Annotated in this window: 14 protein-coding genes; 4 read left to right on the forward strand and 10 right to left on the reverse strand. The window is 72.7% G+C overall.

What is annotated here, in order from left to right; all coding sequences use genetic code 11:
• Positions 1-121: 121 nt before the first annotated feature.
• The gene (locus ACIQGQ_RS11220) at positions 122-1612 is read left to right on the forward strand and encodes a peptide MFS transporter (RefSeq protein WP_402393553.1); all 1491 of its coding nucleotides are present in this window, start codon (positions 122-124) and stop codon (positions 1610-1612) included.
• 112 nt (positions 1613-1724) lie between these two features.
• On the opposite strand, the gene ACIQGQ_RS11225 is transcribed toward ACIQGQ_RS11220, so the two are convergent.
• The 6 genes from ACIQGQ_RS11225 to ACIQGQ_RS11250 form a co-directional block, all read right to left on the reverse strand.
• A complete protein-coding gene (locus tag ACIQGQ_RS11225; protein ID WP_402394785.1) occupies positions 1725-3071 on the reverse strand; it encodes a hypothetical protein in 1347 nt (448 codons plus the stop codon).
• 47 nt (positions 3072-3118) lie between these two features.
• Positions 3119-4270: a hypothetical protein gene (locus ACIQGQ_RS11230; RefSeq protein ID WP_402393555.1), complete on the reverse strand. Its 1152-nt coding sequence runs from the start codon at positions 4268-4270 to the stop codon at positions 3119-3121.
• Positions 4267-5226 (reverse strand): hypothetical protein, encoded by a 960-nt coding sequence (locus tag ACIQGQ_RS11235; protein ID WP_402393557.1) that lies wholly within the window; start codon positions 5224-5226, stop codon positions 4267-4269. Before ACIQGQ_RS11235 ends, ACIQGQ_RS11230 begins: the two co-directional genes overlap by 4 nt.
• A gap of 46 nt (positions 5227-5272) precedes the next feature.
• Entirely contained in the window at positions 5273-5947 is a 675-nt protein-coding gene (locus ACIQGQ_RS11240) for a peptidase (RefSeq protein WP_402393559.1), read from the reverse strand.
• A 174-nt stretch (positions 5948-6121) separates the two neighbouring features.
• A complete protein-coding gene (locus ACIQGQ_RS11245; protein ID WP_402393562.1) occupies positions 6122-6637 on the reverse strand; it encodes an ATP-binding protein in 516 nt (171 codons plus the stop codon).
• A gap of 298 nt (positions 6638-6935) precedes the next feature.
• Positions 6936-7304, reverse strand: coding sequence for an STAS domain-containing protein (locus tag ACIQGQ_RS11250; protein ID WP_366299298.1), 369 nt, complete (start codon positions 7302-7304; stop codon positions 6936-6938).
• A 295-nt stretch (positions 7305-7599) separates the two neighbouring features.
• Between ACIQGQ_RS11250 and ACIQGQ_RS11255 the strand changes: the two genes are divergently transcribed.
• The 3 genes from ACIQGQ_RS11255 to ACIQGQ_RS11265 all read left to right on the forward strand — a co-directional run bounded on the left by ACIQGQ_RS11255 (position 7600) and on the right by ACIQGQ_RS11265 (position 9236).
• The gene (locus ACIQGQ_RS11255; RefSeq protein WP_402393564.1) at positions 7600-8529 is read left to right on the forward strand and encodes an RNA polymerase sigma factor SigF; all 930 of its coding nucleotides are present in this window, start codon (positions 7600-7602) and stop codon (positions 8527-8529) included.
• Between the two features lie 221 nt (positions 8530-8750).
• On the forward strand, positions 8751-8894 hold the full coding sequence (locus tag ACIQGQ_RS11260) for a hypothetical protein (RefSeq protein WP_402393566.1): 144 nt from the start codon (positions 8751-8753) through the stop codon (positions 8892-8894).
• A gap of 12 nt (positions 8895-8906) precedes the next feature.
• Positions 8907-9236, forward strand: a complete 330-nt coding sequence (locus ACIQGQ_RS11265) for a hypothetical protein (protein WP_402393568.1) — start codon at positions 8907-8909, stop codon at positions 9234-9236.
• 107 nt (positions 9237-9343) lie between these two features.
• Here the strand turns inward: ACIQGQ_RS11265 and hutI are convergent, their stop codons facing one another.
• Genes hutI through hutU form a run of 4 tightly spaced genes read right to left on the reverse strand, consistent with a single transcriptional unit; the run spans position 9344 to position 14854 of the window.
• Positions 9344-10516: an imidazolonepropionase gene (hutI, locus tag ACIQGQ_RS11270; RefSeq protein ID WP_402393571.1), complete on the reverse strand. Its 1173-nt coding sequence runs from the start codon at positions 10514-10516 to the stop codon at positions 9344-9346.
• Positions 10517-10548: 32 nt separating this feature from the next.
• Positions 10549-11937 carry a formimidoylglutamate deiminase gene (locus ACIQGQ_RS11275; RefSeq protein ID WP_402393574.1) on the reverse strand — a complete coding sequence of 463 codons (1389 nt, stop codon included), beginning with the start codon at positions 11935-11937 and terminating at the stop codon, positions 10549-10551.
• Entirely contained in the window at positions 11928-13142 is a 1215-nt protein-coding gene (locus tag ACIQGQ_RS11280) for an allantoate amidohydrolase (protein WP_402394787.1), read from the reverse strand. Before ACIQGQ_RS11280 ends, ACIQGQ_RS11275 begins: the two co-directional genes overlap by 10 nt.
• 50 nt (positions 13143-13192) lie before the next feature.
• Positions 13193-14854: a urocanate hydratase gene (gene hutU, locus ACIQGQ_RS11285; protein ID WP_402393577.1), complete on the reverse strand. Its 1662-nt coding sequence runs from the start codon at positions 14852-14854 to the stop codon at positions 13193-13195.
• Positions 14855-15030: the final 176 nt, after the last annotated feature.

Here is a 15030-nt window from a genome sequence, read left to right on the forward strand (position 1 = left end):
GGGTGGGACGGCTTCCCCTCCCGGGCGTGAGGGGCGGGACCGGCACGCGCCGGTGCCGGCCTCCCCCCACCGGGCGCACCACGCTCACCAGCGCCGCGTCCCGAGCACACAAGGATCGACCATGGCGTCCAGCCTGACGAAGGACCCGGCCAGTACCTCCGGTGCCGAGAAGACCTTCTTCGGCCACCCCCGCGGCCTGGCCACTCTCTTCATGACCGAGATGTGGGAGCGCTTCAGCTTCTACGGCATGAGGGCCCTGCTTCCGCTGTACCTGGTCTCCGGATCCGGCCTGCACATGAACGCGGCCACAGCCACCTCGATCTACTCCATCTACATGGCGATGGTGTACCTGCTCGCCATGCCCGGCGGCTGGTTCGGCGACCGGGTCTGGGGGCCGCGCAGGACGGTCACCGTCTCGGCGTCGATCATCATGCTGGGGCACCTGACGCTCGCGCTGCCCGGTACCGGCACGTTCTTCGCCGGTCTGGCGCTGGTCGCGCTCGGCTCGGGGCTGCTGAAGGCCAACATCTCGACGATGGTCGGCCACCTCTACAAGGGCCCGGACGACCCGCGCCGCGACGGCGGCTTCACCGTCTTCTACATGGGCATCAACCTCGGTGCCTTCGCCGCGCCGCTGATCATCGGCACCATCGGCGAGAAGGTGAACTGGCACCTCGGCTTCGCCATCGCCGCGGTCGGCATGGCGCTGGGTCTGGCCCAGTTCCTGATCGGCACCCGTCACCTCAGCCCGCGCAGCAGCGTCGTACCGAAGCCGCTGTCGGAGCAGGAGCGCCGCTCCACCCTGCGCAAGGGCCTGATCTGGCTGGCCGTCGCGGTCGTCTTCTACGGTGCGGTCGTCGCCGCCGACCTCTACACGCTGAACTGGGCGCTGGTCCCGATCACCGTCGCCGGTCTGGTGATCCCGGTCATGGTGCTGGCGCGGATCAAGCGCGACCGCGACCTGTCGAAGACCGAGCAGTCGAAGATGTCCGGCTACATCTGGTTCTTCGTCGCGGCCGCCGTGTTCTGGATGATCTACGACCAGGGCGGCTCCACGCTGTCGCTGTTCGGCGAGTCCTCCACCACCAACAGCCTGCTGGGGATGAACTTCCCGACCTCCTGGTACCAGACGATCAACCCGGTCTTCATCATGGCGCTGGCCCCGGTCGTCGCCTGGATATGGCTGGCGCTGAACCGGCGCGGCAAGGAGCCGAGCACGGTCGTCAAGTTCGGCTCGGGCCTCTTCCTGGTCGGTGTCTCCTTCTTCGTCTTCATGCTGCCGCTGACGATGGCCTCGGACGGCGAGAAGGTCAGCCCGATGTGGCTGGTGTCGATCTACTTCCTGCAGACCGTCGGTGAGCTCTGCCTCTCCCCGGTCGGCCTGTCGGTCACTACGAAGATGGCCCCGGCGAAGTACGGCAGCCAGATGATGGGCGTCTGGTTCCTCGCGGTCACCGCGGGCGACTGCACCACCAGCCTGCTCTCGCTGGCCGGGGTGAACCTGGACAAGACCGGGATCGTGGCCTTCGAGGCGGGGCTCGCGGTGGTCGCCGCGTTCGCGATCTGGATGTACCGCAGGAAGGTCAGCGCCCTCATGGGCGACGTGCGCTGACCCGCGCCCCTCGCGTACGCGGGGCCCGCCGCACCGTCCCGGTTCAGACGGTGCGACGGGCCCCGCGGTGTTTCCGGAGCACCTGGCCCCCGCGGCTACGGGAGCCGGGCCGTCACCGGGTGGCGCGCAGCCTGCGCCACGGGGTGAAGGTGAAGACCGCGCCGCCGAGCAGGATCGCGGTGCCCGCGACCAGGCCGAGGGCGCGCAGGGTGCCGGTGTCCTCGGCCCCGGTGGCCGCCAGTCCGCCGCCGGAGGCCGTGCCGCCCGCCGCGGAACCGGCCGCGCCGGCGGAGCCCGTGGTGGCGGAGCCGGTGGCGCCGCCCTCCTGGGCCGCGGTGTCGAGCGTCAGCGACGTGGGCGCCGAGCCCTTCACCTTGCACGGGATGCTGAGCTTCTGGCCGCCCAGGTTCACGTCGATCGTGAGGGTGCCGGGGCTCAGGGTGGACTTGCCGGACGCGCCGGGCTTGTACGTACCGGTCATGTCGGCCAGGTCGACCGGCTTGCCCAGCTTCAGCGGTTCGGCGTTGGCGGGTCCGGTGACCTTCACCGAGCCCTTGTCGGCGCCGCCGAGGGCGACGTCCATGGACGGCTTGAGCGCACCGGCGGGCAGGTCGGCCGGGCTGTCCATCACGCCCTTGGCCGTCTTGACCGTGAGGGCGTAGCTCCCGCCGCTCTTCTTCGCGTTGATCGTCACCTTGGAGCCGATGTCGGCCGGTCCCGGGGAGGTGCAGGCGAAGTGGACCGCGACCTCCTTGCCCGGGAAGTCGGTCTGACCACCGCCGCCGCCGGAGGTGGAACCACCGGAATCACTGCCCCCGGAGGTGGTGCCTCCCGAGGCGGTGCTTCCGGACGTGGTGCCTCCCGAGGCCGTCGTTCCGCCGGATGCGGTGGAGCCGGAGGTCGTGCCGCCCGCCGTGGTGGAGCCGGTCGTCGTACCGCCGGCCGTGGAGCCGCCGCCCTCGGTGACCTTGATGGTCGCGCCCGGCTGGACGGCCTCCTTCGGGGTGCACTTGGTGTCGGTGGAGATCGGCTTGGAGACGTTGATGTTGTACGCGTCCGGCGTCAGCGTGATTTCGCCGGCCTTCTCCAGCTTGAGCGTGCCCTTCATGTCGGACAGCACCATGTCGCTGTTCTTCGGGATCGGCGGGTTCTGCCGCTCCCCCTCCATCTGCAGGGTGCCGGTCGCGGCGCCGCCGACCTTCACGGTGCCGGTCGGTTTGACCGTGTTCTCCCCCAGGTCGATCATGCCGGGGTTCTTGGAAGCGCCCTGGACCGTCTTCCAGACCACCTCGACGGTGTCGCCGACCTTCGCCTCGGCGGGCGCGGTCAGTTGCACCTGGGTGGTGCCCTCCACGGGCGGCAGCCCCGAGATGGGCGGCGGAATGCACTCCGTGGCGTACGAGACGTCGGCGGCCTGGGCCGGACTCGCGACCAGCAGGATGCCCGCGCCGCCGAGCATCATCGCGACCCCGGCCGCGACGGTCCTGCGTTGCGTCCGTTGCGTCCTCACGAATGTCCCTTCGTCGTCGGTCTGTTCTCTGACGGTGCGGAATCGGGTGTGAACCACGGCAGCGTGGCCGTGGTCGTGACCGGGGAGCCGGTGGGCCCGTCGGGTCCGGTGGGTCCGGTAGGTCCGGTAGGTCCGGTGGGTCCGGTAGGTCCGTCGGGGGCGCCTCGCTTCGGAGCTGGCTTCGGGGCGCGCCTCGTGGGGCGTGCGGAGCGGGGCCGTACCTTGTCGACGACCGCCATGCCGATCCGGAAGACGGCGGCCGGCACCACCAGGCACAGCAGCACCCAGAAGAGCGTGACGCCCCAGGGCCGTCCGACCCCCCAGGGCTGCTCGGCCAGCACCTTCCCGCCGTACCGCAACGACACCTGGTAGTCGCCGTGGGCCCCCGCCGTCAGCTCGACCGGGAGTTCGACGCGGGCCTTGCCGCCGGGCCGGATGGAGCCGCGCCACTGCCGTTCCTCCCACTGCGGGGCGAAGACGCCGTGCGCGGTCCCGATCTCGAAGACCGGGTCCTCGACGGGCGAGGAGCCCAGGTTGCCCACGGTGAGGACCAGCCGCCGGGCCGGCGGGGCGCCGAACCAGGTGAGGACTCCGCTGTCACCCGCCAGCCGGGGCGTGGCGAGCACCGCCAGCCGGCCGCCGGTGCCCTCCTTCGGCAGCGGGGCGATCGGGTGCCCGGCGACGACGAACGCGGCGTCGGCGGCGGCGGACGCGCCGGTGACGGTCGCGACGTGCACCACGCAGGGGCAGGGCACCGGCGGTTCGGCCACCGGGAGCTTCTTCCGGAAGGCGCCCCGGCCGTCGGTGGTGACGGCCTGGCCCTCGGCGTTGGCGCAGGAGTTGGTGCCGCCGATCACGCCCCGCTCGGTCGTGGACCGGCCGCAGATCAGCATGATGAGCAGGGCCTTGGGGCGCCAGCCGCCGCCCTTCACGGTGATCGTGCCGCCCTTGCCCGCCTGCTGAGTGGAGAGGGAGACGGCGGGGGTCGCGTCGGCGGCGCTCGCCGTGCTCATGACCCCCGCCACCGGGAGTACGGGCAGGGCGGCCAGCAGTACGGTCAGCAGGGCCATGAGCAGCGCGGGGCACGGGGCCGCGGCCCGGCGGTGGCCGCCGCCGCGGGGTGCTGCCGGTCCGGCCTGTCCAGTCACGATTCCGCTCCCGCCTTCGCCACGTGCCTGCTCCTGGAGTGCTCCCGGCCGTCCGGCCGCAGTTCCACGCCGCCCGGCAGCGGTTCCCCGCCGTCCGGCCGCCGCCGTTCTCCGTCACCCGGTCGCCGGCCGCGCGCCCGCCTTCGGCGCAGGGCGTGCGCGCCCGCGCCCGCGCCGGTCAGGACGAGCAGCGCGCCGGCGGTCAGTGGTGCCCACGGGACGGAGACCGCGCGTACCGTCGCCTCGTCGTGCGCCCCGCCCGCCGCGTCGACCGCCAGCCGTACGGTCGCCGAGTCGAACGCGGGGCGCTCCCGCCACGGCTCGGTGAGCCGGACCCGCCCGCCGGGCCGTACCCGTACCGGAAGGTCCCGGGCCGGACGCCGCAGCAGCGGCCCGAACACTCCGTCGGCGCGGACGGCGAGCCTCGGGGCGAGGACCGCGTTGCCCCGGTTGACCAGCGTGTAGTGGATGAGCCGTCCGGACACGGCGACGTCCTCCACGGTGAGCGCGGCCAGCGTCGGCCCGGCGACCCGCAGCCGGACCCGTACGTCCGCCGAGCGGCCGCCGCCGCGCACCGTGATCGCGCCCGGGTGGTCGCCGGGCGGAGCCGTCGTCGGCACCGTCACGGTGAACGGCACGTCGGCCCGGGTGCGGGCCGGGACGGTCACCTCGGCGGCGGCCGTCCGCAGCCGCCCCCCGAGCCCCGAACCGCTCAGCCGTACGGTGACCGGGGACCGGCCCGGGTTGGTGACCGAGAGCCGGTCGTGGAGCACGGCCCCGGGCGGGCCCTCCAGATAGACGTACGGCCGGCCGCCCGCGCCGGAGCCGGGCACCCCGGGCCGTGCCGTCCACGCGTCGGCGGCCGACGCCCCGGTGGCCGGGGCGAGGACGAGCGCGAGGGCGCACAGCGCCACGGCGAGGGCGAGTCGGGCGGCGTGGCCTGGCGGCGACGGCATGGGCGGCTCCCTGGACGTGTCCGGCGGATCGGGGCGGGGCCGTGCCTCAGCGGGCCTCGGCGCCCTGGCCGCGCCGGGTCAGCCAGAGCACCCCGGCCGCACCGGCCAGCAGTACCGTGCCGCCCAGCGTGCCGAGGGCCACCGCCGAGTCGAGCGGGCCGGTCTTGGGGAGCTGCCCCCCGCCGTCGCCCGAGGTGCTCTGCGGCGCGCCGCCGGAGGCCGTGACGTCCAACTGGAGCGCGGGGCCGGGGTTGTTGGCCGGGGTGCAGGTCGTCGTCGTACCGATCGCCTTGATGGTGAGCACGCCGGCGGTGAAGTCGACCTTGCCGCTCTTCTTCGGGGTGTACGTACCGGACAGGTCGCTGATCTTGATGGGGGTGTTGGCGGGTATCGCGGCGGAGTTCGCCGGGCCGGAGACCTGGACCTGGCCCGTGTCGGCGCCGCCCACCTTGATGACCGCGCTGGGGTTCATGGCGCCCTTGCCCAGTTCGATCGGGCTGGAGGAGACGCCCTTCTGGAAGGACATCGTGAGCCGGTAGCCCCCGCCGCTCTTCACCGCCTTGATGTCGATGGGCGACACGGCCTGCTTGTCGCCGATCGGGGTCTTGCACTTGTAGTCGACGTCCACGACCGTGGCGTGGGCGGCGGGCGCGGCCATCAGCACCACCGTGCCCGCCAGCGCGGACGCCAGCGCGAGAGCTGTTCGCTTCTGGTAGGACACCTGAGTTCCCCTCGTGCCGGAGGTCGTCGCACGCCGGTTGCCACCGACGCGATTTCCTGACGACATATCAGATCGGGCGCTCAAGGTACGCCCGGCACCTTGTGGAGGGAAGACAAAGAGCGCGCCGATCCGGCGCGCTCCTCGAAGTGTGGTGAAAGGCCCTGGGCGGGCGTCCTACGCGGGCGCGGCCAGCTCCGCCCACACGGTCTTGCCGGGCCTGCCGGGCACCCGCAGCACGCCCCAGTCGAGGCAGAGCCGCTGCACGATGAACATGCCGTGGCCGCCGGGGCGGCCGGCGCGGTGCGGCGTACGGGGCGCGGGCTGACCGGCGCCCCCGTCGACGACCTCCACCCGCAGCACCTTCGCCGTGCGGGCGATCCGGATCTCGTCCGGGCCCTCGGCGTGCAGGCAGGCGTTGGTGACCAGCTCGGAGACGACCAGCAGGACGTCCTCGGCGGCGGCGCGGGCGTCGGCGCCGGAGGCGGGGAGCCAGCCCCATTCGTGCAGCGCCTGGCGGGCGAAGTCCCGGGCGGCCGGTACGACCCCGGGGACACCGCGCAACGCCAGGGCGTGCCACTGCCGCCCGTCCGGACCGGGCGCGGCTGCGGCGGCGCCCCCGTCCGCGCCGGAGTCGGCGCCCTGCGGCTCGCGGCCGAGGTCGCCCGGCGGATGCTGCCGGGTGGTGCTCATCAGCGCTTCACCTCACCGATTCACCTTGTCGCCGCCAGAGCCGCCCGACGGTCTGCGACGGTTCCAGTTGCGATCACACATGTGGTTACGAATGCGAGTACGGATACGGACACGGTTGCGGATACGGAGCGTTCGGGTCGTCCATGGCCCTGCCGGATGTCTTCTGCCCGGCCGAATCGTGACAACACCCACTTCGTCCGCGCGGATCGCGTGACGCGGGCAACACCAGGTGCGCCCGGGGCCGCTCCGCGGGTGCGGGCGCGCGCCCCGGCCCCCGTACGCCGGTCGCGCGCCCCGGTCACGTCTCCAGGGCCGATTCCAGGGAGTCGTGGACGGTGAAGACCGCCTCGGCGCCGGTGATCTCGAAGACCCGCGCCACCACCGGCAGCATCCCGGCCAGATGGACCCCGCCACCGGCCGCCTCCGCCTTCAGGCGGGCGCCGAGCAGCACGTTGAGCCCGGTGGAGTCGCAGAATTCGAGCCCCGAGCAGTCCACCACCAGGCGCGCCCGGCCCTGCTCGACCGCACGCTCCAAGGGCTCGCGCAGCAGGTCGGCCGTGTGGTGGTCCAGCTCACCCACGGGCGTCACGACCTCACTGCGCCCTTCGGTCCGGACCCCGACCTGAAGTCGACCCCGATTCGCACTGCCGACCGTCCCGCGGTCCATGCCGCCCCTCTTCGCCGTTCGTCACCGCCCGCGCCACTACGTGCACGGACGTGGATGTGCTGCCTCTGACGTTCTTGAAAGATTACGCGGTCCACGCGTGATCTGTGTGCCATGCGATACCGGACGACACCAACAAACCGGGCATAACGTCTCAATTGGCGCTTGTAACTGCCTGTCCGGAACGGGTAAGGGTAGAGAACACCCACCCGACACGACCGGCTTCGGAGGCGCCGCTTCACCGCAGGCACACGTATGGGCATCGGCAGCCATATGCCGAGAACGATGGAGGAGACCCATGTCACCCCGGCTCGACGGAACGCGCCCCCACATCGCGACGTCAGCATGTCCTCAGGAACCGGCCCCGGCGGACTCCCCCGCCACGGACGTCCTCGCCGCGGACCCTTCCGCCGCCGACGCCGGCCTCGAAGGACTTCCCGAGATCCCGCCGTTCGACGAGGTCGATCCGCTGGACGCGAGGGCGTTGTCCAAAACGCTCTTCGCCCGGCTGGAATCCCTCGAAGAGGGCACCCACGAGTACGCGTACGTCCGCAACACGCTCGTCGAACTGAACCTGGCCCTGGTCAGGTTCGCCGCCTCCCGGTTCCGTTCCCGCAGCGAACCGATGGAGGACATCGTCCAGGTCGGCACGATCGGCCTGATCAAGGCGATCGACCGGTTCGAACTCAGTCGCGGGGTGGAATTCCCCACCTTCGCGATGCCGACCATCGTCGGCGAGATCAAGCGCTTCTTCCGCGACACCAGTTGGTCCGTGCGCGTTCCGCGCCGGCTCCAGGAACTCCGGCTCGACCTGGCCAAGGCGGGCGACGAGCTCGCCCAGCGACTGGACCGCTCACCCACCGTGGGCGAGCTCGCCGACCGCCTCGGCATCACGCACGACGAAGTGGTCGAGGGCATGGCCGCGAGCAACGCGTACACCGCGAGCTCACTGGACGCCAAGCCAGAGGAGGACGACCACGAGGGCACGCTGGCGGACCGGATCGGTTACGAGGACCACGGGCTCGAAGGCATCGAGTACGTCGAGTCCCTGAAGCCGATGATCGCGTGTCTGCCGCAGCGCGAACGCCGCATCCTCTCCCTCCGGTTCGTCGCCAACATGACACAGTCGGAGATCGGCGAGGAGCTGGGCATCTCGCAGATGCATGTCTCCCGGCTGCTCTCCCGCACGCTGGTCCGGCTCCGCAAGGGACTGACCCTGGAGGAGTGAACGGGCGTGCGGCACGCCGCACTTACGGAAGGGCCCGCCCCACGGCCGACGCCGGGGCGGGCCCTTCCGCATGCCCGGAAGAACCGGACGCCTTGTCAGCTCACCTTCACTGCCGTGACGTTGTCCGTCAAAACCGACATCGAGCAAGGAAACGCAGAGTTGAGCATCAATTTTGGACAAGTCAGATAAATATATGTAAACATCGCCTTCCTTGTGCGGCTTTGCATCCCGCTGCGATCGGCATCAAGAAGACGGCGAACCTGATCCGCACCCACACCAAGCGCCGGAGGACGACGTCGGCGCACCGCAAGGCCATCGCAGCGCTCCTCGGCATCTCCGCCATCCAGAATGCCTGCAAGTTCTAGGAGTCGTGCACGATGTTCGCTCTGACGGCGCTGCTGGGGCAGATCGCGCTCATCCTCGTCCACCGGTCGCGGAACGGACTCCGCTCCCGGCCCGACCCCCGCGTGCTCTGCACCGGCCTGTGCCTGGTCGGTATCGCGGCCGGCTGGGCGGCCATCGGCCGTCCGGAGATCACCTGGGGCGACGGTGCGCTCGTCCTGCTCAGCGGCCTGCTGGTCACGGTCGAAGCGGCGGACGCGGCGGCGGAACTCGGTGCGCCCCGTTGGGCGGACAAGGCACTGTGCCTGCTCTGCGGGGCCGCGGCGGCGACCTGGATGGCGCCGGGGTGGATTCCCTGGTCCTGACCGGAGGGGACGGCCCGGCGACCGCGCCGGCCGTGCTCGGCCCGCTGTGACGTGACCGCGCCGCCCGGCACCCTGCCGGGCGGCGCGTTCGCGTGCCGCCGTCCGGGTCAGACGACGCGTGCGCCGCTCCGCCAGACCGCGTGGACCAGCGGGACGCCCGGCCGGTAGGCCAGGTGGACGTGGCTGGGCGCGTCCAGGAGCACCAGGTCGGCGCGGGCACCGGGGGCGATGCGGCCGATGTCCGTGCGGCGCAGGGCCGCGGCGCCGCCCGCGGTGGCGGACCAGAGGGCCTCGTCCGGGGTCATGCCCATGTCCCGTACGGCGAGGGCGATGCAGAAGGGCACGGACGAGGTGAACGACGAGCCCGGGTTGCAGTCGGTGGAGAGGGCGACGGTGGCCCCCGCGTCGAGCAGGCGGCGGGCGTCCGGCCAGGCGGCGCGGGTGGAGAACTCGGCGCCGGGGAGCAGGGTGGCGACGGTGCTGCCCTGGGCCAGGGCGTCGACGTCGGCGTCGGTGAGATGGGTGCAGTGGTCGGCGGAGGCGGCGCCGAGCTCCACGGCGAGCTGGACGCCGGGACCGTGGCCGAGCTGGTTGGCGTGGACCCGGGGGTGCAGGCCCTTCGCCATGCCCGCGGTGAGGACCGCGCGGGCCTGGTCGCCGTCGAAGGCGCCCCGCTCGCAGAAGACGTCCACCCAACGGGCGTACGGGGCGCAGGCGTCGAGCATCTTCCCGGTGACCAGGTCGACGTAGCCGGCCGGGTCGTCGGCGTGGTCCTGGGGGACGACGTGGGCGCCGAGGTAGGTGACCTCCTCGGTGTGGCGGGCGGCGATGCGCAGGGCGCGGGCCTCGTCCTCGACGGTGAGTCCGTAGCCGGACTTGGTCTCGAAGGTGGTGGTGCCCTGGCGCAGCGCCTCGGCGAGGTGGTGGGTGAGGTTGGCTTCGAGTTCCTCGTCGGTGGCGGCGCGGGTGGCGGCGACGGTGGTCCGGATGCCGCCCGCGCTGTAGGGGCGGCCGGACATCCGGGCGTTGAACTCCTCGGTGCGGTCGCCCGCGAACACCAGGTGGGAGTGGGAGTCGACGAAGCCGGGGATCATGGCCCGGCCGCCCGCGTCGACGGCGTTGTCGGTGGCGGGTGCTTTGCTGGATTCACCGGTCCAGACGACCCGGTCGCCCTCGATGACGACGGCCGCGTCCCTGATCGGTCCCAGGGGGGAGTCCGCGCCGCGGGAGGGGTCGTTGGTGATCAGGGTGGTGATGTGGGTGATGGCGGTCGTCGTCATCGGGGGGCTGTTCTCCTCGCGGGGGTCCGGCGTCAGCGGTGGAGTGCGGCGATGGCCGAGGCCAGGGCCGCGGGTACGTCCTCGACGAGCGTGTGGTGCCCGTCGCGGACGAGGTGACGGCCTGCCACGACCGTGTGCCGTACATCGGCGGCGGAGGCGGCGAATACGGCCGCCTCGGCGGCGAGCCGGGGTACCGGCCCCGCGGTTCTGACCGAGTCCAGGGCGACGGTCGCCAGGTCGGCGGGGGCCCCGGGTTCGATGGCGCCCGCCTCGGGGCGGCCGAGCGCGGCGTGGCCGTCGGCGGTCGCGGCGCGCAGCAGGGCGGCGGCCGTCCAGTGGCCGCGGGCCCGGGTGCGCAGCCGTTCGTCCAGCTCCATCGCGCGCGCCTCCTCGAAGAGGTCGATCACGGCGTGGCTGTCGCTGCCGAGGGAGAGCGGCGACCCGGCCCGCTGGAGGGCGACGGCGGGGCCGATCCCGTCGGCGAGGTCGCGTTCGGTGGTGGGGCACATGCAGGTGCCCGTCCGGGTGGAGCCGATGAGCGCGATGTCCTCGGCGGTGAGGTGGGTGTTGTGGATGCCGGTGGTGCGCGGGCCGAGTACGCCGTGGTCGGCGAGGAGCCGGGCGGGGGTGCGGCCGTGGGCGGCGAGGCAGGCCTCGTTCTCGGCGGTCTGCTCGGAGAGGTGGACGTGGAGGGGGGCCTGCCGTTCCTCGGCCCAGGCGGCCACGGTCGCGAGCTGCCCGGCGGGCACCGCGCGTACGGAGTGGACGGCCGCGCCGATCAGGGCGTGGTCGCCGCCCTTGAGGAGGGCGGCGCGTTCGGCCCAGGCCTCGGCGGTGGTGTCGGAGAAGCGGAGCTGGTGCTCGTCGGGTTCGCGGTACCGGGTGGGGCGGTCGCCGAAGCCCGCCGAGAGGTAGGCGGTGTCCAGCAGGGTGATCCGGATGCCCGCCTCGGCGGCCGCCGCGATCAGCGCCTCACCCATGGCGTTGGGGTTGTCGTAGGGGGTGCCGCCGGGCGCGTGGTGCAGGTAGTGGAACTCGCCGACGGCGGTGATGCCCGCCAGCGCCATCTCCGCGTACACGGCGCGGGCCAGGTCGTAGTAGGAGTCGGGGGTGAGCCGGGAGGCGACCTGGTACATGGTCTCGCGCCAGGTCCAGAAGGTGCCGGAGCCGACCTGGACGGTGGAGCGCAGGGCGCGGTGGAAGGCGTGCGAGTGGGTGTTGGCCAGCCCGGGGAGGGTGAGGCCGTGCAGCGCGGTGGCGCCGGGCGGCGGGGTGGCGACGCCGGTGCGGACGCCCGTGATCAGCCCGTCGGAGACGTCCAGGGCGACGCCCGGCTCGACGTGGGTGCCGAGCCAGGCGTGGGAGAGCCAGTACGTGACGGGGGCGGTCCGGGTCCGCGCCGGTTGCGTTGTCAGCTGCACGCGAGACCTTCCAGTACGTCGGCGAGTGCGGCGACCCCTGCGGCGCAGTCGTCCTCGGTGGCGTGTTCGGCGGGCGAGTGCGAGATCCCGGTGGGGTTCCGCACGAACAGCATGGCGGTGGGGACCGATGCGGACAAAATACCCGCGTCGTGCCCGGCACCGGTGCCCAGGACGGGGACCGGACGGCCGTCCGTGCCGACGCCGCGCCCCTTGAGGACGCGGCCGATCTCGTCGCGCAGGGCGTGCTCGAACTCGACGACGAGCGTGAAGGACTCGCGTACGACGTCGAGGTCGATGCCGGCCCGCTCGGCGTGGTCCCGGGCGGCGCGTTCGATGCCGGTGACGACGGCGTCCAGCGCGTCCTGGTCGGCGGCGCGGGAGTCGAGCCAGCCGCGCACGAGGGACGGGATGGCGTTGACGCCGTTGGGCTCCACGGCGACCTTGCCGAAGGTGGCGAGGGCCCCGGTGAGCTCCGCCTCGCGGCGGGCGGCGAGCACGGTCTCGGCGTACGTGAGCATCGGGTCGCGCCGGTCGGCGAGGCGGGTGGTGCCCGCGTGGTTGGCCTCGCCCCGGAAGTCGAACCGCCAGCGGCCGTGCGGCCAGATCGCGGAGGCGATGCCGACCGGGTCGCCGGTGAGGTCGAGGGCGCGCCCCTGCTCCACGTGGAGTTCGACGAAGGCGCCGATGCGGGCGAGCCGTTCGGGGTCCGGGCCGATGGTCCCGGGGTCGTACCCGGCGGCCTCCATGGCCTGCGGGAGGGTGGTGCCGTCGCCGTCGCGGAGCCGGTGGGCCGCTTCCACGGTCAGCTGTCCGGCGGCGAGCCGGGAGCCGACGCAGGCGAGGCCGAAACGGGCCCCCTCCTCGTCGCCGAAGTTGGCGATGGCCAGCGGCCGGGTGAACTCCGCTCCCCTGCGGCGGAGTTCGTCGAGCGCGGCGAAGGAGGAGACCACGCCGAGCGGGCCGTCGAAGGCGCCGCCGTCCGGTACGGAGTCGAGGTGCGATCCGGTGACGACGGCGTCCCGGGCGAGGGGGTCGCCGAGCCAGGCCCACTGGTTGCCGTTCCGGTCCACCTCGTAGGCGAGCCCGCGCGTCCCGGCCTGGGCGCGGAACCAGGCCCGGCAGTCGGCGTCGGCGCCGGTCCAGGCGTAGCGGCGGTAGCCGCCGCTGTCCCGGTTCCGGCCGATCGGCGCCAGCTCCCGCCACATCTCCTGGAACGACGGGGGCGCCCCGGCCGTACCGGCTCCGGAAGGCAGGCTCACTGGCCGTCCTCCGTCATCGGGACCCGTACGCCCTTGTCGGCGGCGACCGCCGCCGCGCTGTCGTACCCGGCGTCGACGTGCCGGATGACGCCCATGCCCGGGTCGTTGGTGAGCACACGGCGGATCTTCTCGCCCGCGAGCGGTGTGCCGTCGGCGACGGTGACCTGCCCGGCGTGGATGGAGCGGCCCATGCCGACGCCGCCGCCGTGGTGGAGGGAGACCCAGGAGGCCCCGGAGGCCACGTTGACCATGGCGTTGAGCAGCGGCCAGTCGGCGATCGCGTCGGACCCGTCGAGCATGGCCTCGGTCTCCCGGTACGGGGAGGCCACGGAGCCGCAGTCCAGGTGGTCGCGGCCGATGGCCAGCGGTGCGGCCAGCTCGCCGCTGGCCACCATGTCGTTGAAGCGCTCGCCGGCCCGGTCGCGCTCCCCGTAGCCGAGCCAGCAGATCCGGGCGGGCAGCCCCTGGAAGTGGACCCGCTCGCCGGCCATCCTGATCCAGCGGTGCAGCGACTCGTTCTCCGGGAAGAGGTCGAGGATCGCCCGGTCGGTCTTGTGGATGTCGGACGCCTCACCGGACAGGGCGGCCCAGCGGAAGGGGCCCTTGCCCTCGCAGAACAGCGGCCGGATGTAGGCGGGTACGAAGCCGGGGAAGTCGAACGCCCTCCCGTATCCGGCGAGTTGGGCCTCGCCGCGGATGGAGTTGCCGTAGTCGAAGACCTCGGCCCCGGCGTCCATGAAGCCGACCATCGCCTCGACGTGCCGGGCCATGGACTCCCGGGCGCGGGTGGTGAAGCCGGCCGGGTCCTTGGCGGCGTACGTCGCCATGTCGTCGAAGTCGACGCCGAGCGGGAGGTAGGCCAGCGGGTCGTGCGCGCTGGTCTGGTCGGTGACGATGTCGATCGGGGCGCCCTCGGCGAGCATCCGGGGCAGCAGTTCCGCCGCGTTGCCGAGCAGGCCGATGGAGAGCGGGCGGCGGGCGTCCCGGGCCTCGGTGGCGAGCTGGAGCGCGTGCTCCAGGGAGTCGGCGCGCACATCGAGGTAGCGGTGCTCGATCCGGCGCTCGATGGCGCGCGGGTCGCAGTCGATGCAGATCGCGACGCCGTCGTTCATGGTCACGGCGAGCGGCTGGGCACCGCCCATGCCGCCGAGCCCGGCGGTCAGGGTGATGGTGCCGGCCAGCGTCCCGCCGAACTTCTTCGCGGCGACGGCGGAGAAGGTCTCGTACGTGCCCTGGAGGATGCCCTGGGTGCCGATGTAGATCCACGAACCGGCGGTCATCTGGCCGTACATGGTGAGCCCGAGCGCCTCCAGGCGGCGGAACTCCTCCCAGTTCGCCCAGTCGCCGACCAGGTTGGAGTTGGCGATCAGGACGCGCGGCGCCCACTCGTGGGTCTGCATGACGCCGACCGGGCGGCCGGACTGGACGAGCATCGTCTCGTCCTGCTTGAGCGTCCGCAGCGTGCGCACCATCGCGTCGAAGGAGCGCCAGTCGCGGGCCGCCTTGCCGGTGCCGCCGTAGACGACGAGCTTGTCGGGGTGCTCGGCGACCTCGGGGTCCAGGTTGTTCTGGAGCATGCGCAGGGCGGCTTCCTGCTGCCACCCCAGGGCGCTCAGTTCCGTACCGCGCGGTGCCCGTACGGGGCGGGGTCCTGACATGGCGATGCCTCCTCGCGACTGTAAGCTCTCCATTCACATCCTGGTGTCATGAATAGTTGTAGTCAACAGTCGCGCACCGTCGCACGGCGGCCGTGTCCCCGTCCGCCCCGCGCACGGGGTCGCTCCATCGGCTCCGGCGCGCGCCCTCGGCGCACACCCGTGCCCCGGTGCATGTG

The organism is Streptomyces sp. NPDC092952, assembly GCF_044754785.1.
In the GTDB taxonomy this organism is placed as follows: domain Bacteria; phylum Actinomycetota; class Actinomycetes; order Streptomycetales; family Streptomycetaceae; genus Streptomyces.